The organism is Nitrosopumilaceae archaeon (assembly GCA_035631875.1).
Taxonomy (GTDB): domain Archaea; phylum Thermoproteota; class Nitrososphaeria; order Nitrososphaerales; family Nitrosopumilaceae; genus TA-20.
In genome coordinates this window covers 98,720-120,944 of record DASQHX010000009.1, presented here as the reverse complement: position 1 = coordinate 120,944, position 22,225 = coordinate 98,720, and the positions used below count along the sequence as shown (strand labels likewise).

At 35.2% G+C, this 22,225-nt stretch carries 21 protein-coding genes; 10 read left to right on the top strand and 11 right to left on the bottom strand.

Going from position 1 to position 22,225, the window contains the following annotated elements:
* Positions 1-4: 4 nt before the first annotated feature.
* Positions 5-673: an RNA-binding protein gene (locus VEU72_02690; GenBank protein HYL66042.1), complete on the bottom strand. Its 669-nt coding sequence runs from the start codon at positions 671-673 to the stop codon at positions 5-7.
* A 17-nt stretch (positions 674-690) separates the two neighbouring features.
* Between VEU72_02690 and VEU72_02685 the strand changes: the two genes are divergently transcribed.
* The 3 genes from VEU72_02685 to VEU72_02675 are packed head-to-tail and all read left to right on the top strand — an operon-like array spanning position 691 to position 3,017.
* Positions 691-1,341, top strand: a complete 651-nt coding sequence (locus tag VEU72_02685; GenBank protein HYL66041.1) for an NAD(P)H-hydrate epimerase — start codon at positions 691-693, stop codon at positions 1,339-1,341.
* Entirely contained in the window at positions 1,338-1,952 is a 615-nt protein-coding gene (locus tag VEU72_02680; GenBank protein ID HYL66040.1) for a hydroxyacylglutathione hydrolase family protein, read from the top strand. Before VEU72_02685 ends, VEU72_02680 begins: the two co-directional genes overlap by 4 nt.
* 3 nt (positions 1,953-1,955) lie before the next feature.
* On the top strand, positions 1,956-3,017 hold the full coding sequence (locus tag VEU72_02675; GenBank protein HYL66039.1) for a TIGR00303 family protein: 1,062 nt from the start codon (positions 1,956-1,958) through the stop codon (positions 3,015-3,017).
* On the opposite strand, the gene glmS is transcribed toward VEU72_02675, so the two are convergent.
* The 3 genes from glmS to VEU72_02660 are packed head-to-tail and all read right to left on the bottom strand — an operon-like array spanning position 3,004 to position 5,963.
* Complete coding sequence (gene glmS / locus VEU72_02670; GenBank protein ID HYL66038.1) at positions 3,004-4,764, bottom strand: glutamine--fructose-6-phosphate transaminase (isomerizing); 1,761 nt, start codon at positions 4,762-4,764, stop codon at positions 3,004-3,006. The two genes, VEU72_02675 and glmS, sit on opposite strands and share 14 nt — an antisense overlap.
* A gap of 50 nt (positions 4,765-4,814) precedes the next feature.
* Entirely contained in the window at positions 4,815-5,351 is a 537-nt protein-coding gene (locus VEU72_02665; GenBank protein ID HYL66037.1) for a 30S ribosomal protein S4, read from the bottom strand.
* Between the two features lie 9 nt (positions 5,352-5,360).
* Positions 5,361-5,963: a 30S ribosomal protein S13 gene (locus VEU72_02660; GenBank protein HYL66036.1), complete on the bottom strand. Its 603-nt coding sequence runs from the start codon at positions 5,961-5,963 to the stop codon at positions 5,361-5,363.
* Between the two features lie 83 nt (positions 5,964-6,046).
* Between VEU72_02660 and VEU72_02655 the strand changes: the two genes are divergently transcribed.
* From VEU72_02655 to VEU72_02645, 3 genes are read left to right on the top strand one after another with little or no spacing between them, the layout of a single operon-like run.
* Positions 6,047-7,681, top strand: coding sequence for an AAA family ATPase (locus VEU72_02655; protein ID HYL66035.1), 1,635 nt, complete (start codon positions 6,047-6,049; stop codon positions 7,679-7,681).
* Positions 7,671-9,014 carry a VWA domain-containing protein gene (locus tag VEU72_02650; GenBank protein HYL66034.1) on the top strand — a complete coding sequence of 448 codons (1,344 nt, stop codon included), beginning with the start codon at positions 7,671-7,673 and terminating at the stop codon, positions 9,012-9,014. Before VEU72_02655 ends, VEU72_02650 begins: the two co-directional genes overlap by 11 nt.
* A 2-nt stretch (positions 9,015-9,016) precedes the next feature.
* Entirely contained in the window at positions 9,017-9,328 is a 312-nt protein-coding gene (locus VEU72_02645; protein ID HYL66033.1) for a hypothetical protein, read from the top strand.
* On the opposite strand, the gene VEU72_02640 is transcribed toward VEU72_02645, so the two are convergent.
* Complete coding sequence (locus tag VEU72_02640; GenBank protein ID HYL66032.1) at positions 9,321-9,830, bottom strand: hypothetical protein; 510 nt, start codon at positions 9,828-9,830, stop codon at positions 9,321-9,323. The genes VEU72_02645 and VEU72_02640 overlap by 8 nt on opposite strands.
* Positions 9,831-9,986: 156 nt before the next feature.
* Here VEU72_02640 and VEU72_02635 point away from each other — a divergent pair, with 156 nt between their 5' ends.
* The gene (locus VEU72_02635; GenBank protein ID HYL66031.1) at positions 9,987-13,073 is read left to right on the top strand and encodes a peptidase; all 3,087 of its coding nucleotides are present in this window, start codon (positions 9,987-9,989) and stop codon (positions 13,071-13,073) included.
* A 37-nt stretch (positions 13,074-13,110) separates the two neighbouring features.
* Here the strand turns inward: VEU72_02635 and VEU72_02630 are convergent, their stop codons facing one another.
* The 3 genes from VEU72_02630 to larC are packed head-to-tail and all read right to left on the bottom strand — an operon-like array spanning position 13,111 to position 16,294.
* Positions 13,111-14,268, bottom strand: coding sequence for a cysteine desulfurase family protein (locus tag VEU72_02630; GenBank protein HYL66030.1), 1,158 nt, complete (start codon positions 14,266-14,268; stop codon positions 13,111-13,113).
* Positions 14,265-15,065 carry an ATP-dependent sacrificial sulfur transferase LarE gene (gene larE / locus VEU72_02625; protein HYL66029.1) on the bottom strand — a complete coding sequence of 267 codons (801 nt, stop codon included), beginning with the start codon at positions 15,063-15,065 and terminating at the stop codon, positions 14,265-14,267. Before larE ends, VEU72_02630 begins: the two co-directional genes overlap by 4 nt.
* On the bottom strand, positions 15,062-16,294 hold the full coding sequence (gene larC, locus VEU72_02620) for a nickel pincer cofactor biosynthesis protein LarC (protein ID HYL66028.1): 1,233 nt from the start codon (positions 16,292-16,294) through the stop codon (positions 15,062-15,064). Before larC ends, larE begins: the two co-directional genes overlap by 4 nt.
* A gap of 155 nt (positions 16,295-16,449) precedes the next feature.
* Here larC and VEU72_02615 point away from each other — a divergent pair, with 155 nt between their 5' ends.
* Together VEU72_02615 and larB are read left to right on the top strand one after the other, a co-directional pair.
* Entirely contained in the window at positions 16,450-17,364 is a 915-nt protein-coding gene (locus VEU72_02615; GenBank protein HYL66027.1) for a malate dehydrogenase, read from the top strand.
* Positions 17,365-17,401: 37 nt separating this feature from the next.
* A complete protein-coding gene (larB, locus tag VEU72_02610; protein ID HYL66026.1) occupies positions 17,402-18,184 on the top strand; it encodes a nickel pincer cofactor biosynthesis protein LarB in 783 nt (260 codons plus the stop codon).
* On the opposite strand, the gene VEU72_02605 is transcribed toward larB, so the two are convergent.
* The gene (locus VEU72_02605; GenBank protein HYL66025.1) at positions 18,174-18,893 is read right to left on the bottom strand and encodes a VIT1/CCC1 transporter family protein; all 720 of its coding nucleotides are present in this window, start codon (positions 18,891-18,893) and stop codon (positions 18,174-18,176) included. The two genes, larB and VEU72_02605, sit on opposite strands and share 11 nt — an antisense overlap.
* Positions 18,894-18,998: 105 nt before the next feature.
* On the opposite strand from VEU72_02605, the gene VEU72_02600 reads away from it, so the two are divergent.
* Positions 18,999-20,564, top strand: a complete 1,566-nt coding sequence (locus tag VEU72_02600) for a radical SAM protein (protein HYL66024.1) — start codon at positions 18,999-19,001, stop codon at positions 20,562-20,564.
* Here the strand turns inward: VEU72_02600 and VEU72_02595 are convergent.
* Complete coding sequence (locus VEU72_02595; GenBank protein HYL66023.1) at positions 20,557-20,895, bottom strand: hypothetical protein; 339 nt, start codon at positions 20,893-20,895, stop codon at positions 20,557-20,559. The genes VEU72_02600 and VEU72_02595 overlap by 8 nt on opposite strands.
* Positions 20,896-20,954: 59 nt before the next feature.
* Positions 20,955-22,202 (bottom strand): PEFG-CTERM sorting domain-containing protein, encoded by a 1,248-nt coding sequence (locus VEU72_02590; GenBank protein ID HYL66022.1) that lies wholly within the window; start codon positions 22,200-22,202, stop codon positions 20,955-20,957.
* Positions 22,203-22,225: the final 23 nt, after the last annotated feature.

The following is a 22,225-nucleotide window of genomic DNA, read 5'->3' as shown; positions in this document are numbered from 1 at the left end:
AAAATTACTTTTTAAACTTGTTAATTGAATCAATAAGTGCGGAACGCCTTATTTCTTCAGTTACCGCCGCTCTTGCATCCTCGATTAGTATTCTGTTTACATCAAGTTTTCTTCTGGTTTCATTTACCAATTTGTCATAGATGGCAAAAGGATACAAGGAGAGATAGAGATTTTCCATTATTTCAAAGAATTTGCTTGCATCCTTAGCTTTTCCCGCTCTTATAGAATCGTAAACTAGTCTTTTTAATTCACCAATACAATCAAGTAAACCAAGTATGTATGATTCTCCTTTTACTCCTAATGATTCTGCTGATGGTATTTCTGATTTCTGTACTATTGCAAGAAATGCAGATGCTTCAACAAGCTCTTGCTCCGATGTCATAATATGTCTATACAACTCTGCGTTTGATTTTTTTCTTATTTCATCAAGTAGTTTTTTTGCTTTGGCCGCTTTTTCTTTTCCATCTGCAATATCTAATTTATGAACAGAAATTATTGCTTGGCTACATAGGATAACTACTTCACGTGTTCTCTTGATGATATATTCGCGCGAATTTTGAGCTTCCTCTAGTGATTTTGATATTTTGGATAATGATGATTTAACATTCTTCAATGACATGTAAGTAGATGAAAAACTAGGATAAAGTCGTTTGGTAAAGCCCTTATTTGACATTATTTTTGAGTTATCATATGGATATAACAGTCAAACAAATGATGCAGATAGAGGAAAACGGTCATCAGATGGGATTTAAAAGAAATTTCATGATGGAAAATGCAGGAGCATCTGTTGCAAGATACTTGTTAGAAAAATTTCCAGACATCTCATCAAAAAAAATTCTTGTTTTTGCTGGACTTGGAAATAACGGAGGTGATGCTCTAGTAGTTGCAAGACATTTGACTGGTTTTGGATCCGATGTCAAAGTATTACTACTTGGAAATCCAGAAAAAATAAAAACAGATGAATCTAGGATAAACTGGGCAATACTTGAAAAAATGAATTCAATAGATTTGGTAATTGCGTCTGACATTAGTGATCTTGATCTAAAAGCAGATGTTGTTATTGATGGAATTTTGGGAACGGGAATTTCTGGAAAAATTAGGGAACCATATGCATCTGCAATTGATTCTATAAATAAACTAAAGGCATTTAAGATTGCAATAGACATTCCATCAGGTCTTGATCCAGATACTGGAAATACAAACGACAAATGTGTCAAAGCTGATGTGACTATAACATTTCATAAAATGAAAGTAGGGATGCCAAAGAGAAAAGATATGTGTGGAACTATTCTGGTTGAAAAAATTGGTATACCTCCAGAGGCCGAGGTTGGTGTACTATGAAAGTACATCAAATGCAAGTTGGAAATATGCAGAACTTTACCTACATTTTAGAGGATGAAGACACTGATACTGCCATAGTTTTAGATCCTTCATGGGATCTTGAGGAGATCCAAAAGGTGATAGAAAAGAATAATCTAAAGATAAAATACATTGTCAATACACATCACCATTTTGATCATACTGTAGGTAATGAATACATGACAAAAATCACGGGTGCAAAAATAATACAACATAGTGCTTCTACACTAAAGAACGATATGACAGTATCAGATGGTGATAAAATAAAATTTGGAAATTCGGAGCTTACTGTCTTTCATACTCCAGGTCATTCAAAGGACAGCATATGCCTTATCGGTGATGGAAAAATTTTTTCAGGTGATACGCTTTTTGTTGGTAATTGTGGTAGAGTTGATCTTCCTGGTGGAAGTGCAAAGGAACTCTATCATAGTTTGTTTGATATTCTTCATAAAATGGATGAAAAATTAGTTCTTTATCCTGGTCATAACTATGGAAGCTATCCCTCGTCTACATTAGAAAAAGAAAAAAAGACAAATTTTGTTTTACAGCCTAGGACAGAACAAGAATTTCTTGAATTTATGAATAGTGAATAAAAATTGCAAGATATAGAAATTTTAGGAAACACGCAAAGAGGAGTTGATTTTGTAAAAAAAGTTGAAAATAAAAAATTTGTATTCTCATTAGTGATTTCATATACTGCCACTTGCGAGATACCTGGCATTACTGTTGCTGGAGCAAACCCTGATCTGCTAAAGTTTACTGCAGCTGCTGATGCAGAGTTTCTTCATTATGGATATTGTAAATCAATTGATGTAATACCTATGACTCCTGATGGAAAACCAACTCCAGCTCTACTTACTAAAACTGCACTAGAAGCTGCAAGCGTCCCAAGCTTTGTTGTCAATGCCGGAAGCAGGGTTATTCCAAAACTACCATGTTTAGAGATCGGCTTAGAGCCAGGAAAAAATATTGCACATGAACCAGGCCTTAATCAAGATTCTGTCAAAAAAGCTGTTGAATATGGAAGAATTGTAGGAAGGTCTCTTGGTTCTTCAACAGACTGTCTAATAATCGGTGAAAGTATTCCTGGAGGCACTACAACAGCTCTTGCTGTAATGACTGGATTTGGCATACAGGCTACAGTAAGTAGTAGCATGCCGGAGAATCCTGTCATGTTAAAAAAACAAACGGTACAATCTGCATTAAAAAGACTGGAATCGAAAGATCCTTACGACATTATTTCACAATTAGGGGATCCAATGATTCCTACCGTTGCAGGAATACTTGGTACAGCCTCAGAATCTACAAATGTAATTTTGGCAGGAGGTACACAAATGGCAGCAGTTCTAGCATTTGCAAAACATCTTGGTTTTAATGAAACAAATACTGCGCTTGGAACTACCTCATACATCATAAATGATAATATGGCAAACCTTGTGGAATTAATAAAACAAATCTCTGACATTCCAATACTTGTTGCAAAACTAAAATTAGGCGAGTCAAAAATTTCTGGACTGAGATCTTATGCAGAAGGATTTGTAAAGGAAGGCGCTGGTGCTGGCGGTGCATCAATTGCATGCATGTTAAAAACTGGTATAGGATCAGAAAAATTACTTTTATTAACAGAAAGAGAATACAATAGAGTTATTTCACAGTAACAGACTTTGCTAAATTCCTTGGATAATCTGGATCTGTATCCTTTTCAAGAGCGGCATAATATGCTAAGAGTTGAATTGGAATTATCTCAATAAGCGGGAATAACGCTTCATTAATTTCTGGTATTTCTATCCAATAATCGTATACATCATTTGGCTTGTCAGAGATTCCGATTATTTTTGCACCTCGGGCTTTTATTTGATGGGCACTTGCTAAAGTGTCAACATAAGTGGAATCATTAGGATTTATTATTATTACAAAGACGTTAGAATCCATTAGCGCCAATGGTCCGTGTTTTAACTCTCCGCCCGGAAGACCTTCTGCGTGTATATATGTAAGCTCTTTTAGCTTTAGTGATGCCTCTGACGCAATTGCGTAATGAATTCCTCTGCCTAGTACATAAATGTCAGAAATAGTTTTGAGATTTCTTGCAATATCCTGAATCTTTGTGTGATCTGAAAGTATCTTTGTTATACATGTGGAAACCTTATCAAGATCTAATCCAATACAACCTCCACATAATTTATCGGCGATTTTATATAAAATAGAAAGTTGTGCGGTAAAACTTTTAGTCGCAGCAACACCAATTTCAGGTCCACAATTCAAGCCAATAGAAATAGAGGCTGATTGTACTAGTGACGAGGTCATTATATTAACAATAGATATGATTTTTGCTCCTTCTTTTTGAGCAATTTTTACAGCTTCTAATACATCGGCACTTTCTCCACTTTGAGAAAGTGCAATAAGAATTGATTGTTGATCAAAATTGTTTGGAGAATGTGCCACTTCGCTAGATAATATGGGCTCTATCTTTATTTTTGCATATTTTGAAAAAATATGTTTTGCCACAAGAGCTGCGTTATAGCTTGTACCGCTTCCTGTCAAGTAAAGATTCTTTGCATGTTTTACAAATTCTGTCGTCAAATCAAGCTCCACCCTGGTGGATTCTCCTGCTTTTAGTATTGTATCTGGCTGCTCAGAAATTTCCTTGAGAGTAAAGTGTGCATAATCGCCCTTGTATACATCAGCAAGTTCTTTTGAAATTTTAGTTATCTGATGTTGTACTGGATTGCCATCAAAATCAAAAAATTGAATGCCTTTTAGATTGATGATGACAAACTCTCGGTTATCTGGATAAATTACTTCATCAGTATGCTCTACAAATCCTAAAACATCACTTGAAATGAAATAACCATTTTTTCCTACACCGATGATTAGTGGTTCATGAAATCTTGCTGCTGCAAGTGTACCGTCTTCAAATACTACAACAAAGGCATAGTTTCCTTTCAAGGATGACACTGTCTGAATTATGGATTTTTTAACATCTTTTGTTTGATCAAAATTGTGTTGCAAAAGATTTGCAATGACCTCACTATCTGTTTCACTTTTAAAGACATATCCTTTTTGTTGCAAGTCTTTTTTTAATTCTGCAAAATTATCGATTATTCCATTATGCACTATGGCAACTTCACCAGTACTAGATGGATGTGGGTGTGCGTTTGTTTCAGTTACGCCTCCATGTGTTGCCCATCTTGTATGGCCTATTCCAACTGAACCAGAAAGCATGTCAAGATTTACTGCTTTGTTTACTTCCGCAACTTTTCCGACACCCTTTCTTAAAGTAATCTGATTGCCTGAAATTGTGGCAACACCAACACTATCATATCCTCTATACTCCATACGTTTTAGCCCTTTAACCAGTATGGGTGCAGCAGAACCGTCTCCAAGATAACCAATTATTGAACACATATGATGATCTTACTTACTTTCTCGATAATAATAATTGCGTGTAAGATATCTTACACTTGTGGTTGTTCTGTGATAACAGATTCGACTTCCTGTTTTTTTGGCTGTCCATAGTTTATACCTGGAGCCAAATGAATTTCGTTTTCTTCATCTACTTTAACAGTATATGAAGGAATTGTAACTACTCTATCTCCTATCATTACATGACCGTGTACTACTGCCTGTCTTGCTTGATATGGACTTTTTATCAAACCCTTTTTCTGAACCATTGTTTGTAATCTACGTGATAGTAAATCAGTTACTTTCAAATTTAAAACGTCATCAAGCGTAGAGTTTTCTCTTACAAATCCAACCCTCACTAGTGATTTCATTAATGTTGGTTCTTTTCTCTCTCTCACTTCTTGAGTTAGAGCTAAAAGTGATCTTGCCTGTTTTCTTACTCTAGATAATTCTGTGTGTGCTTTCCAGAGCTCTCTTTTATTCTTCAATCCAAAAGTTCCTAATACATAAAGCTCTTCATTCAGTAAATCATAGTTTAGTGGACGTTTTGGTTTTCTCCAAATTTTTCGTGGATTTTTAGGATCTCCCAATCAAATCACCTATTTTGTTGGTTTCTTCTCCACCGGTTTTGCAGCTGCTGGTTTCGAATCTTTTGCTGGAGCTGCTGCGCCACCCTTTGCTGGAGCTGCTGGAGCTGCTGCACCTTCTGCTGGAGCTGCTGCGCCTTCTGGAACTGCACCAGGTGGAAGAACCTTGCCTCCTTTACGAACTCCTACTGCACCACCTTTTCTTCCGGTAGTACGTGTCCTCTGACCTCTAACCTTTAATCCATAAGTATGACGAAAACCTCTCCAACTGTTTGTATTTTTTTCACGCTCTATATCATTTCTAACATTAAATTCTATATCTGAAGTAATCAAGTGCAAGTTTTCTCCAGAATCCATATCTTTTCGTCTATTTAGAAACCATGAAGGTACATTAATTGATGATGGATTTTTCATTACCTTTTCTATTTCCTCTACTTGAGATTCAGTGAGAAATCCAATATTGCTATTCTGGTCTATCTTAAGAACATCTAAGATTGCTTTGGCAAAATTGTATCCTATTCCTCTTACTTGACTTACCCCTATGATCATTTTTTTTGCTCCAGGAACATCCTTCCCCGCAATCCTAACAATGTGTCTGTATTCTTGTGAAGACAAGTAAAACAAAATTTCCTAAACCCCGATAAAAACCATGCTAAAGCAAACAATACTTTAAATCGCATTTAGGCTAATTTACCATATTGGCGCAGGAATTTGAAAATCTTGTAAGACGAAGCTATTCTTCAACTCCAAAATATACTGAAGTAATGGCAGGTCTCCCTGAAGATTACAAACAAATCAAGACTCTAGGTGATCTTTTAGAAATTAACTACAAAATAATTGGAGCTAAAGAACAACTTCGACAAAACCTAATTTCAAAAATGCTGACAAATGAGACCAAATATCCGGAAATTATTGGATTTGAAGATGATGTAATTCCTGCACTAGATAGAGCAATCTTGGCGTGTCATGATGTGATGCTAGTTGGACAAATTGGCCAAGCAAAAACAAAGATTGCTAACACCATTTCCAAGAATCTTTTGTCGCCAATACCGGTTATCAAGGGAAGTATAACAAATGATTCTCCAATGGATCTGCCACAAGACGAGATGATTTCATTATTAGAAGATAAAGAAAACACAACATCAGTTCCAAAATTTTACATGGATTCTGAAAGTATGGAAAAAATTCGTAACAACAAACTTGATACAAAAATTGAATGGGTTGAAGGCAAGGACAGATACAAGTATGTACTTGCTACACCAGATATATCGGTAAAAGATCTTGTTGGACAGATAGACGCAATTAAAATTACAAAAAAAGGAACCGAGATGTATAAAATTGAATCATATTCGCCAGGTCAGTTGATGCAAGCAAAGCATGGTCTCTTTTGCATAGATGAATTACCTGTACTTGATACAAGAAAGCAAGTTGCACTACTTTCTGTTCTTCAGGAAGGCCGGTTTACAACTGGAGCTTATCCTGTTATATTTGAACCAAAAACTGTCTTTTTTGCAACTGCAAACCCTATTGACTATACACATTCTGGTAAGATAATAGAGCCTCTTTATGACCGACTAAAAAGCCACATTCACACTCACTATCCAAAATTAATAGATGATGAAATGTTAATCATAATACAAGAAGCAAAAATCTCAAAATCATTCATTCCAATTTTCATGTTAAGAATTTTAGCAAAAATAATTCAAGATGCACGTATAAGTAATGAAGTAAATCAAGACAAGGGAGTTAGTGTACGCATGGGAGTACATAGCCTTGAGCTTTTAGTTGGTGAATCTGAACGAGCACGAGCCGTATCGCACAAAGTTCTTGCAATTCCACGACCTTCTGACATATTTTGTATCAGTCAAGCTACAAAATTTGAGCTTGCAGAAATGGATGACACCATTACAAATAGAGAAAAAGTACTCAACAATTTAATTACAATCGCACTCAAAGAGACTTCACTTGAATATGTAAAAGGAACTGATCTCTCCATACTGGAGCGGATTAAACAAGAATTTGTGGGCAAGACATTTCAAGTTTCTCAAAAGATCCTAGGCGCAAATAGTATGCAAACTTCGTATGAAAACCAACTAAAGAATTTTGAAACTATGAGATCTTTGATTGGAACAATATATGAAAAAATATCCGATGAACAAAAAGAATTTGAGAAAAAAACACAGAAACATAATATAAGATCTGAATATCTCTCCATATCTGATAGTGCAAAAAGTGAACTAAGAGCTGCGATAACAGAGTTGATACTAGAAGGACTATGTGCCATAGATCCAAAAATTCTTGACAAAAAAGAGGCTGTATTTGTTGCAGCCTAGATCCAAAAATTTTGTCTATTTTTTAAACCAAGAAAACGACAAAAAAACATCAAATACTGAGGTGTCAAACAACACACTACAAAAAATCCTCCAGACAATGGCAAAACAAGCTCTAAAAGAAAAAACACCTAATGTTCAAGAACTCGATCGTATCTTAGAGGGAATTATTCAACAATCTAACGAAAAATCAGAAATGCAACAAAATCAGGAAGAAAAAGAAACAGACATTCAAGGAACAGGTGAGCCAATCACAAAGTACTTGAAAAAAATTGGCTATCTCAAGGATGAAAAAAAATGGCTGACAAACAAGGCATTTTTTGAGATCGGAGGAAAACTACTACATGATGTAATGAAGTCAATAAGTGAAGGAGGATTTGGATTTCATGAAACAAAAAATGCTGGTGCAGGAAGTGTCATCATGGACACTACAAAAAAACTAGAACTTGGTGATGATGTGAGAAATCTTAACGTTCCACAAACTATACTAAATTCGATTCAAAGAATTAAAAAATCTTCAGAAATCAAATTTCCAATCTCTCTAAATATTGATGACTTTGAAGAATTTGAGACAATTGAAGAGACCAAAGTTGCTGTTGTGTATTGTATTGATCTCAGTTCCACCATGAAATATTCTGTTAGTTCAGGAGAAGGAAGCAGGATAGAAGCTGCAAAAAAAGCACTTTGGACTTTGTATGTTTTAAATAAAAAATTTTTTCCTAATGATTCTATTTACGTGGTTGGTTTTGGTTCTCTTGCATCAGAAATAGATCCTTATGACATTCCATACCTGAAAACATATGATGCAAATGATAATTTTTTACATTATACCAATTATCAGGCAGCATTTAGACTATCATTAAAAATTTTAAAACGTGACGGTTCTCAAAATAAAAGAATAGTAATGATAACTGATGGTCAACCAAGTGCTAGTTTTATTGATAATGAATCTCAAAAAAAGGATATACTTTCTGACAAGCCATACTCTCACTTTTACAAACCTGATGAAGCCACACTTTTGAAATTACAAAATGAACGCGATATAAAATTGGATACGGGTGGAGAGATGGTGTATCTCTGTTACCGATATAGACAGGTTGATCCAGTAATAGATGCCAAAACTCTCTTTGAGGCAAAAAAATGTAAGCGTGAAGGAATTGAAATTGATACTATTATGGTAAGTGAGGAAGTTGAACTTTTGAGTTATGTGGAAGGATTGGAAAGGCAGCTTAAAGGAAGGGCATATTACATAAACCCTGAGAATATTGATAAGATATTGATTACCGATTTCATTTCAAACAAGAAGAAAATATTAAGTTCAAAACAGGCATGGTAAAAATGGATAAAAATTATGACAAACAAAAAATGTTAGAAATTTTAGTAGATCCAGACGTTTCTATAATATTGTCAGAACTTGAAGATGGAAGTAAAGACTCTTCCTATCTTGTGGAAAAATTGCAGATATCTGACACGGAAATAAAAGAAAGATTAGCATATGTAATACAATGTGGTTTTGTTAAACTAGATCTGATAGAAAATAAAGCCATTTACACTGTTGATAAGGAAAAACTAAATGATATTATGGAGATGGATGAGAATTTTTCAGGGGTTGTTGACGGTTTAACTGAACTTGATCAATATCTTAATTGATATTGGTTTTACCGCGATTCTTAACAAGATACATTATTCCTATTGCAAGTCCGCTTAGTCCTGTTATAAGCAGAATAAAACTACACATGTCTATTAGTGCTATGTTTTGTGGATAATTTCCTATTACTGCCAAAATTTGGATTTCTCGCGATCCTTGATTTTCAATTTGTATTTTGTATGTTCCACTAGTAGAAATGATAAAATTTTCTTGGATCTGGCTTTTTGTTATTGACTTTGATATGACTGTCTCGCCTACAGGACTAAGAATACTTACTTTGATATTGTCTTCTTTTTGAAAATCTGTAATTTGAATAGAATAAACACCGTTTTGATTCTTTGATGGATCAAGATCTTTTGTTAGGGTCATTGATGCACCAGGCAAAAGATTTTGTTGCTGATTTATAACACTTCCGTTTATTAATTGAGATTCATAAAATGTAAGTGCAATTCCGATAATTACCAAAACTGCGCTGATTATAATAACTATCTTGAATTTTTTCACAGCGAAAGTTGAAGATAACCCTAGTTAAAACTTGGGATTGTAGATGAATTAAAAATATAAAAAATTTTAAGTTGGAATATGGAGTAATTTTTCTAAATAAAGTACAAATCATTCGACAACAATATTTGCAAGTTCTGCAGTTCATGTAATTATAGAATGAACCTGCGTACGATAATGGCTTTTACTCTCATAGTATTTCTTATGACCACTCCGCTATCGGTAATTAATGTAGTACATGCTTATTCTGATCATCCAGATCTGTTTATATCTGCAGAAAATAGTGCGTTTGAGAATCATTTCTCAGGAGCTATGGTTGTAGAAGTGGTTGTAAGAGATAGTAGTATTAGTCCAGTTGATCAACAACTAGGTGAACCAACCGTTACATTAAACGGAAGTCCACTTAGGATGGTGCAAGGCTCTAGTGGAGCATGGTATGCATTTTTTGCTAACGTAGACAAAGCAAAGCAAGCAGATCAAATTTCATTACCTGGAACAGCTGGTCAAAACTTAGACTTTGGTGTCTTTTGTGACAGGAGTACTGATCCATCTGTATTAGGAGTCAGTTTTTCACAAACTGACGGTGTTGCAATTCCAAATAATGGAATAACAGGTGCAACCCAAGGTACCGCATCATTTACTGCATGTACTGGTGTTCTAGGCCCTCCTACCGATCAAATGAGTGTGATTAGAAATCCTCCTGGTCTTAACATGAATTCTGGAGTGAAAACTGGTCAGATTGGGATAAATCCAAATGCATGGCCACTTGTCCAGCTTTTTACTTTTAGTAATAATGTAACTATAGAATATGATAAAGCTGGAGGCTCTGAAACTGTAAATCTGACATATGACGACATGACGGACATTTCCTCGAAACTTGACAGAACTAATTATCCGCAAGGCTCTGATGTCTTTGCAACAATAAATGATATGCAACTCAATGAAGATCCTACCGCCATAAATTCTTGGACATTCAATGTTAATTCTCCAGAAGCAACCTTCTATCAAGCATTTCCAGAATCTGGTTCTGTTCCTAGTCCAGCAGGATTAGTAAACTTGTACCCAAATCTTAGCAGCTTAGGCTTCAAAGATAACGGACATGTCGAAATGAATTTAGGTGCTGTAGCACAATTGAAAACAAATCAACTTCAAACCACTACTTCAATCACAAGTGGAGCTACCTATAATAAATTGGTAACATTTGTAGAAACTGCACCAAATTCAGGAATTTTTGAAAGCTCGTATGCCAGTACATCTGCAATTGGAATTTTAAATAATGCACCAAGGGGTCAATCGGCTTCTATATCTTACAATTCACAATCTACTTCAATATTATCTGGTACTGCTAATGCGGATCTATCTCTTGGTACACCTCCAAATGTGCAATTAAATTCTAATCAGAAACCAACACTGTCTCTTGTTGCACCAAGTGGACAATTTAATCCTGGTCAAAAAGCAATAATAACGCTTGTAGATAGTAATCAAAACCTTAATGGAGCAATAGTTGAACGTCTGGATGATTTTAGAAGCTCTGCAATATTACCTACACTAAAACTTGGAAATCCAGTTACATTGAATAGTGCATCAAACGTACAATTTTATCCAAGTTCTGCTGGCTTTGCTGGAGGAATATCGGTTCCATCTAATGTACCTGACTCAAATTCTGCTAGATTGATAATTGATACTACCTCTTCACCCAGTGGTCCTTTTAAGAAAATTATATTAAATCTTGGAATCACAGAACAAACCCTGAAAAGTCTGTTTATTGATACAAGTCAACCAAATTCAGGTGGAACCAATTGGATAAATTATGATCTAAGATCATTTCAGCTTCAACTTGGAATTAACTCATTTTCAGATACTAGCATGACTCTATACTTTGGTGCTTTAGGAAATAACCCAGTTCAGATACTAACTCCGGGCAGCATATCATCTAGAAATGGCCTTGTCCAAATAAGTGATGCTAATGTAGCTGCAATAAATGCAATATCTTCATCATCTCCAGTGTTTTTAGAAATTAATTTTGATACATCTGGCAGTCCATCAAATGGAGGAACAATATCAAGTGGAACTGAACCAATTGTGTTTGATTTGTTCTCTTTTGGAAATCAAAATAATCAAAAAATAAACAATGCGATATACAGAGCTGAACTACAAGAAACATCTGCCAACTCCAGTATATTTACAGGGACTTTGGAATATGCAATTACAAATCAATTAAATCAGTATGATCCGAATTTAATCAAAAGTCTCAGAACATTTGGTCAGGATATAAAATTTCTTGTAAATGATCAATTGACAGATAATAACGCAGTACATCTTTCAATCTCAGGTGTTTCAGCTAGCGGAGGAAATAACATTTCAAGTTTACAATCTGGTATTCAAACGCACACAGGAATAGTTACACTTGATTCACAAAGCTATGGACTTGGGCGACCTGTCACTATAACTCTAAACGATCCAGATCTTAACACGGATCCGAATGCAATTCAGACTTATACTACAGTAAATGATCCCAACTCTCCTGCAGATGATACGGTAGGAGATTCAAGTGGTAACATACTCTTAGAAGTCTGGATTAAAGGATTCAGATTTCATCACTGTACAGTAGGTGGTGTTTTTCACGGGGGTCTTGCTTCAACAGGATTTGCTCTTACTGAAACTGGTCCAGGTACTGGAATTTTCAAAGGAAGCTTTGGTATGCCAACACAAATTTGTAGTGAAGATGGAACCGCATTAATTTCTCCAATAGGAGGAAGCGTTCAAGTATGGTATCATGATTTCAGAGATGCTTTAGGACGATCTATTATTGTAGGTCTGTCTCCTTCACCTCCTACCCAATCTTATCCTATCTCAACGCCTTCTTCTACAACTCAGCAAACTCAAACCACATCATCTACAATCAGTATAAATCCACAGATGACAGATAATTATGATAGACCACTATTGGAAAAACCAACAGTTGGAACAAATCTAAATTTTGTAACACAGATTTCAAATAACGATAACCTGTTGACAAAAGGTTATTCATATATTGTACAAATAAAAGATGAAAACGATAGAGTTGTGTATATCAATTTGGTAAATGGATACGTTGATCCTGCAAGCACAAAAACAGCAGAACTTTCTTGGACTCCTAACTCTGTAGGCAAATATACTGTAGAAATTTTTGTATGGGATAAAAATGGAGTTGCATTACCTCTTACACAAAAAACAACATATAGTGTAGAAGTTATTTCTAAATAAACAATTATCTGTTTAAATTACAATGTTTATATTAGATCTAAAAATTATATTTTTCTTTGTATGGTGAAACTGTACGTAATTCTTTTACTACTTTTTTTAAGACTTGAACAGTTTCATTAATCTCTTCTTCTGTGTTTGTTATTCCAATAGTTAAACGCAGAGATCCCGTTATTTGTTCATGAGAAAATCCCATGGCTCTAAGTACGTGTGATGCTTTTTGTACTTTCACAGAACAAGCGGAACCGGTTGATGCAGCAACTTTATTTTCATCAAGTTTGATTATTAGATCCTCACCATTTACACCAAGGAATGTAAAATGAATGTTATTTGGTATTCTTTTTTCAGGATGACCATTAAGTTTGGTATGTGGGATTTCTTTTAAAACCTCATTGATAAGCTTCATACCTAATTTTTTAAAATGTTCATGATTTTGTACAATGTTATCATTTGCAAGTTGGCACGCCATGCCAAAACCCACAATACTTGCCACGTTTTCTGTTCCTGAACGCAGACCATTTTCTTGACCGCCGCCCAAAATGAGAGGATCAATTTTAACACCTTTTTTGATGTATAACGCGCCAACACCTTTTGGTCCATTTATTTTATGAGAAGATATAGATAACAAGTCTATGCCAAGATCCTTTACATTAATTGGAGTTTTTCCTGCAGCTTGTATTGCATCTGTATGAAATACAATTTTTTTTGCTTGTGTGATCTTCCCAATCTCTGTAATTGGCTGAATGGTGCCCACTTCATTATTGGCAAACATTATACTGACAAGACAAGTATCATGCGAAATTTCTTTTTCAACATCTTCTGGATTTACAAGACCATATTTGTCCACAGGAAGATATGTTATCTGAAAACCTTCTTCCTCAAGTCGTTTACATGGTTCCAGTATTGCATCGTGTTCTATTGATGATGTTATGATGTGTTTACCCATGTTATGATGTGCAATTCCATAAAGCGCAGTATTGTTTGATTCTGTTCCTCCCGATGTTATGAGCATCTCACTGCTTTCCGCATTTATCAATGACGCAATTCTTTTTCTTGCATTTTGAATTGCAATGTTGGCAAGACGACCATACTTGTGAATAGATGAGGGATTTCCGTACTGTTCTTTGAAATATGGAATCATCTCTTCAATTACTTTTTCGTGTACTGGAGTCGATGCGGCGTTATCTAGATATATCAATCTACTATCACATTGAGCTTTCCAGGTCTGTATCCTTCTGGGTCTACAATAACGGATGTGAATCCAATCTGTTTTAACCTCTCAATGAGTTTTGATAATTTTGTTTGATCAGAAAGTAGGTTTATTTCTTTCTGCTCCACTTCAATTTTTGCAACACCATTAAAATCACGTACACGAACTTGTCGTACTCCAAAAAACTGCTTGACCAAAATTTCGCCCATCTCAATTCTTGCAAGTCTTTCTACTGTTACTTCTTGTCCCCATGGAATACGAGACGCAAGACAAGAGTTTGATGGTCTATCGTATACTGATAAACCGACTTTTTGTGCATATTCTCTAACATTCTCTTTTGTAAACCCTGTCTCTACAAGTGGACTCCTAACCCCATTTTCTTTTAGAGCCTTTATTCCAGGTCTGTATTCTCTTAGATCATCAAGATTAGTACCGTCCACGATGATACTGGCATTCTCTTTTTTAGAGATTTCATTAAGATGTTCTGAAAGTTCATTTCTACAATGAAAACATCTAGTGTTATCATTTTTTACAAATTCAGGATTTTCAAGTTCATTATATTGAATTACAATATGCTTGATTCCAATTTCTAAGCAAATTTTTTCTGCAGATTCTAATTCCTCTTGTGCCAACGTCTTATAATCAGCTGTAATTGCAATTGCCGAGTTTCCAAGTGATCTATGTGCTGCATATGCAACAAGCGCACTATCTACCCCACCAGATAATGCAACAAGCACTTTAGATTGTCCATTAAACCAATTAATCAATTCATCAATCTTTGTCATTTCAAACTCAATTTTTGCTTGATCTCAGTTCTAATAAACTCGTTTGCATCTTTAAATGATATTGAAAGTGAATCTGCAATTAATTTAATATCTACTGCTTCCACTTTGAAGTGCTGTATAATATCCTGATTTTTTACCATTTTGCATCTTACTGTAAAACTTTTTCCATAGATTATTACAGGCACAGAAATAGTTACTCTTGGTACAACAAACCTAGATGATGATCTAATTCTTATTCCTAATGTACCTGTTTCAGAGATCAAAGTATCGAGAATGGCATTTATAGAACTAGAATCACATATAATAGAAACTAGATTTGTCGGCCTGCCTTTTTTCGTTATAGCAGGAGCTACTGTAACATCTTTTGCTCCATTTGCAATTATTTTATCAATCATGTGGCCCAAAACTTCGCCAGAAATATCATCAAGATTTGTCTCAAGTATTTGTACTGTATCTTGTTGAAATTGTTCTGTCTTGTCAGCTTTTACAATTTTAAGCACGTTAGGAAATCCATCAAATTTTTTCTTTCCTGACCCATATCCTATTGATTTTACTCTCATTGCAGGATAAAATTCTGCACAACTATCTGCCAGATTGACAAGAAGACTAGCTCCTGTAGGTGTAGTGAGTTCTTCCTTAATTTGCCCACCAGAAATTATGATATTTGAATTTCGGAAAATTTCTAAAATCGCACTAGCAGGATTTGATACCGTTCCATGTGAAAAAGTAAGTGTGCCTCCTCCCACTGCTACTGGCATGGTGATTACCTCTTCTGAGAAAAAATTCAAATCATCTAAAGCAACTGCAGTTCCAATTATATCAACCACTGTATCTATGCTTGAAGCCTCATGGAAATGTACTGATTCCATAGGCTCTCCATGAATTTTTGATTCCGCCTTTATCAACGATCTAATGCTTTCTTTGGCAAACACTTTGGCGTGTTCAGAAAGATCAATTTTATCTGATGTTAATAATATACATTCTTGAATGTCAGTACCTTTACGTTCATGAATATTTTCTTTAATATCAAGTAAAAGTTGAATTGCTTCTATTCCATGATTAACAATTTTGTCAAAGTCAATCTTTTGGATTTTAGATCCTGAAAGATAGTTCTCTGAGACATGAACTCCATCAATTACTTTTGATTTATTTGCACCCATGCTTACTAGAGCTGAAAGTAGCATATCGCCTGAAATTCCAGCTACTTGTGGATCTATTATTAACACCATAGAATTGTAAACTCATGAGAATGCATATAAATTGTAATTTTAATTCACGTGCGGTTTCAAGTAATTTTATCAAATTCAGAGAAATTACTTCATACACGACTTTATTCTATAATATAATAGTGAAGTTTAATTAGCGATTAAAATCACGCCTGTTTATGATTACTATTGTAGGTTCTGGTAAAGTAGGTGGTGCAGCTGCACTTTTTACTGCGTTACGAAAACTTTCTGATGAAATTCTTCTTTTGGATGTTGTGCAAGGCCTTCCACAAGGAGAAGCCATGGATCTTAATCACATGTTATCAGAAAAGGGAATTGATGTGAATATACGTGGTTCAAACGATTATTCTGAAATGAAAGGCTCTGAGATTGTTGTTGTGGTAGCAGGTTCTGGGCGAAAACCAGGGATGACAAGAATGGATCTTTTAAAAATTAATGCATCTATTGTTAAAGGCGTTGTAGAGAACATAAAAAAATATGCCAAGGATTCTATGATAATACCGGTTACAAATCCACTTGATCCAATGGCATACCTTACTTACAAAGTATCTGGGTTTCAAAAAAATAGAGTATTTGGAATGGGTGGAATGCTTGACTTATCCAGATTTGTACAGTTCATACATCAAGCAACTGGTTTTTCACGTGATTCTATACGCGCACTAGTCATAGGTGAACATGGTGAGAACATGTTACCTCTCGCAAGATATTCCACTGTATCAGGAATTCCTCTTACATCAATTTTATCAAAACCAAAACTCGATGAGATTGTACAAGATACAAAACAAGTAGCGGCCAAAGTCATAGAACTAAAGGGTGCTACTGTACATGCACCTGGAAATGCGATTTCAGCTATAATTGAAGCAGTAGTTAGAGATACAAAACAAGTAATTCCAGTTGCAACATGTCTTGATGGAGAATATAGTTATTCTGATGTTACTATTGGTGTGCCTGCAGTTATTGGTAAAAATGGTGTAGAAAAGATTATTGAACTAGATCTTGATTCTAATGAAAAAGAATTGTTCAAAAAAGGCATTGAAAGCGTCAAGACAGCTATTTCTGGTCTGGAATTCTGATTAGATTTTTAACTACAATAAGGATTTACAGTTATCATTGAATCTCATAGAAATTCTGGAATCGCTCAAGATAGGAAAGATCTCTGTAACTAAAGCAAAAAAACTACTTTCTTTACACTCTGTAGAAAAAATAGAAGAAATTGCTAAATTTGATGTTGGTAGGAAATTTAGGCGTGGTATTCCTGAGGTAATCTTTGCAGAAAAAAAACAACTAGTAGATCTAAAAAAAATATTACTTGCAGCTATTTCAAGATCTGATCCACTACTTGTATCAAGAATTAATAAAAATGATTTTAAAAAAATCATTTCTTTTTCAAATAAAAATAAGATCAAGACCAATCTTGGAAAAAATACTACATCGGTGTTGTTTTTTAAAAAAATGATAAAGACTTCTGGTGGCCGTGTTGGCATACTGACTGCTGGAACTTCAGATATTGGTATAGCTGAAGAAGCAAGATTGATAGCAGAAGCAATGGGCTGTATGTGTACATGTAGCTATGATGTGGGTATTGCTGGATTGCATAGGGTATTTCCTATAATAAAAAAAATGATACGAGCAGATGTAGATGCAATTGTGGTAGTTGCTGGAATGGAAGGTGCTTTACCATCTATAGTTTCGTCTCTTGTAGATATTCCTGTAATAGGAGTACCATCATCAATTGGATATGGTTATGGAGAAAAGGGAGTTGCAGCACTTGCTTCAATGCTGCAAAGTTGTACACTTGGACTTTCTGTAGTAAATATTGATAATGGTATAGGAGCAGGTGCTATTGCAGCTAACATTGCAAACAGAAGTGTTAGAAAAAAAACTAGAGTTTGAGTATACCGATATTTGCTAATTCTGAACCTATTCCAAATCCTACTAATGCAATACCAGTACCAAGTCCTGCCATTTCTAATCCACCACGGATAATACTAAGATTGGCAAGTCTAGATTTGACCGCTCCTATTACAAATGATGCTGATAGACTGGTTGCTATTGCAACAAGCAATGGTACATATCCATGTGCAAAGAAATATGGAATGATTGGCAATATTCCTCCAATCAGAAAAGATCCAAACATGCGAAACGCACTTTTTAATGGACTGCCAATAATTTCCAAGTTTAATTTTAATTCTTCAGTAAGCATAGTATCAAGCCAAACTTTTTTATCAGAAGTTATCTTGTTTACAATTCTCTCAAGTTCATTTCCAGAAAATCCTTTTGCCTTGTAAACATCTTCTATTTCTTGTCTTTCAGCTTCTGGAACATTTTCCATTTCCCATTTTTCTCGTTCTATCTCTGAATGTAATAGCTGTGTTTGTGCTTTTACTGCAAGATAATTTTGTACAGCCATGGCTTTTGCCCCTGTAAACATTGCTACAATGGCAGCAAGTATAATTATGTTTGAAGAAACATCTGCACCGCCAACTCCTGCAACAATGCCAAGAGAGGTGTTGATTCCATCACCAAAACCAAACACAAAGTCTCTAATTGAGCTGATTTCTTTCTGATGTCTTTCTACATGCCTTGGTTCTGATATGCCCATAATAATATACAAAGTTGTCCCGATTTATATGTCAAAATATAAAATCTGTCAAAAGAAGATAACGACCTAAACGATTTATATCATAGTATAAAGAAGAAGACAGAAATGGCTGGTAAGAGGATAGTCTTAACTGCAGACCGTAGCCTGATGACTAATTACAGAGGTAACTTCCTTTACGGTTTTATTGCATGTGGTCCTTATGAGGTACTTCCTGAATGGGTCTTTGATAAAGTATTTTGTCCAAGTGTAGAAACCGATCCCGTAACGGGTGAAGCAAAAGTAGCCCAAGTTGGTTTACGAAGAGTAGAATCTGCACTCTTACAAGGATACAAAAGAGATGAAGTCTTTGTGGCCCAACCTGAAAATCTTGAAAAATGTATAGGTCCTGACACAAAAGTTGTTGGAATAAATGTCATGGATCCTCTTGGCATGGCCCCTGTTACTACAACAATGTCACCAGAGAAACTTTCCTATGTTGCAATGAAATTCAAAAGAATGTGTGCTAGTATAATACAATTGAAGAAAAAATATAATTTTCATGTTGTTGTTGGTGGAAATGGTGCATGGGAACTTGCAAAAACTGATAGAATGAAAATTCACGGTATTGATACTGTGGTTGTAGGTGAAGCAGATGAGCTTGCACTTGATCTATTTCATGATTTAGAAAAAGGTGATGCTCCCGAATTAATGCATTGTTTTGTTAAAAACATTCAAAACATTCCAATTATTCAAGGTCCTACAGTAAACTCACTGATTGAAGCAATGCGTGGATGTGGACGAGGCTGTGACTTTTGTGATGTTAATAAGAGATCAAAAAAAGATTTACCTCTAGACCGATTACAGCATGAGGCAAAGATCAACCTAAATTATGGATTTGATTCGATCTGGTTACACTCTGATGAAATGCTGCTTTATGGTTGTGACAATCGAAACTTTCAACCAAATTATGATGCAATAACTGAACTGTGGAGGGGATTAAAATCTCTAGGTGCAAGGTTTGTTGGTACGACCCACATGACATTTTCTGCTGTTTGTGCTGATCCAAAATTGTTACACGATATGTCAGAAATTAATGGCATGAGTAATGAAAAGTGGCTTGCGACAAATCTGGGAATAGAAACAGTTGCACCAAGAATGGTCAAAAAACACCTCGGAGTAAAAACTAAACCCTTCTCTACTGATGAATGGGGTTGGGTTGTCCGAGAGGGTGCAAAGATATTAAATCAAAATCATTGGTTCCCTGCAGCTACTCTCATAATAGGATGGCCAGACGAAACCCCCGACGAAACAAAATACACTATAGACCTAGTAGAAGATTTCAAACAAACACGAATGCGCGGTCTTGTAGCACCTTTACTTTATCAAGACTTTAATGAGAAAAACTCTATGCACTTTGGTAACCTAAACGAAGCCCAGTTTACATTATTCTGGAAATGTTGGGAACATAACTTGCGAGTTATAAACGATATAATCCCAATAATCATTAGGAACAAATCGTTTGGACCTCCTATGAAAGTACTCATGTATGGTATGATAAAGGCTGGAACTTGGGCAATTATGCGATATTTGAGAGGCTTGAGTAAAGAACTATTCAATGGAAGACTACCAGATGAAATAATGGAACATTACGCAAGAAGTAGATCCGTTAATGCTCCTGCATATACTAGGTAGGATTTTTTTCTAGTTCTTTTATTGCAGCATCTGCAATAGTATTTCTTTTTGGAGTTAGTACCACAAAATAATTTTTATCTGTCCTTTCAGCTGCTTCTACAGACCTGTATTTTTTTGTATTCATGTCAAATTCCAGCATTTTTCCATCAAGTTTTCCTTTCGTGTATATCATAAGATACATGTCTCCTGTTGTTGGATTGAGTGGAATTAATGAAAATATGTAACCTTTGTAAGAATTAATTGGTAACATGTTTTTCATGGGTGGTGCTATGGTTGACATGTATACGAAAATATCTTCTGGGGAATTAAATTCCTCAAACTCAAAATTCATTATGTGACGTTTGTTATTGTATAATAATAAGTTTAACTAAAAATAAGAAATTAAACGTTCTAGTATTTTGGCATGAATCTTAACCCAGTCTTTGCAGATACAGCAATTATGGATATAATTGCAATTGCAAGTACTAGCATTGCTATTGGGCCAAACTCTGGAACTATTTGTGTGCCAATGATATCTATTTTAGTATCAGCTGCATGGAATGGAATGCTAAGATCTCTTGTGATACTATCTTTTGTTTCTGTAAACTGCACTGGTGCTCCACTTACCATGACTATGAATTTGTCATCTGGTTGTGTATTTGGATTTATTTGCACACCAGTCATTTTTTGATCAGCAGTTAGATTAGCCTGTACTTTGGCATCCATTAAAGTTCGTGGTAGATCTACAGTTAGAGAACCGTCAGATGTAGCAGCTATTGTTACTTCGAGCATTAGCTTGTCAGCATAAACATCCATGCTTTTTACAGTTCCTCCCTTGATGATATATGGAACACTATATGTTTGACCTCCAGAGTTAATCTGGAAGGTATCACTTATCATAGGCGTATTTGTAATAATTTGCCCATTACCTCCACTGTATCGAAATGTGATTGTAGCATTTTGATATTTGCCATACTGAGCTATAACGGTATAGTTTCCGGCTTGTTTCCATAATGGTCCATTTGCTTTAAGTGTGATAGTGAAAGTTCCGGTGGAAGATAGAGGCGGTTGACCAATTGAAACTAAATTTTTTAGTGAATCTCTCACTATGACGGCAATCGCTGTTTGATTTTGTATGTCTCTTATGGTTCCTTTTATGATTACAGTATCTCCTTGATTGTATGATTGTTGATCTGTGGTAACTACCATTGGTAGAGTTGCACCAAGAGCTGTGCCTGATTGAGTATTTTCAAGTATTTGATGTGCATTTGTTTGATTGTTAGTAGATGATTGTGGAACTCCTGTAGCAGCTGCAGTTCCTATATTTACATAAAATACTTGAAAGCTAGAGGTCCCGTCTTTGTAAGTGACATCCACACTACCAGTTAAGTTTCCACTTCTTTGATATGTATGACTAAGTGTTGTCTTATTTAATATATCATGAGGAGTTGCATCTCCGAAATTCCACTCTATCGCTTTAGAACTAAATCCGCCAAGATTGACGCTCAGATTAACTGTTAATGGTGCTTGACCACTAAGCGGAGTGACATTAACAGTTAATGGATGCGAAATTACGGCATGAGCTGGATTTAATGTGATAACGGTAGATATGGTAACTATAGTTAAAATAATGTAAACTAAACATATCGACTTCTTCATATTTACTAGCAAATAATCAATGA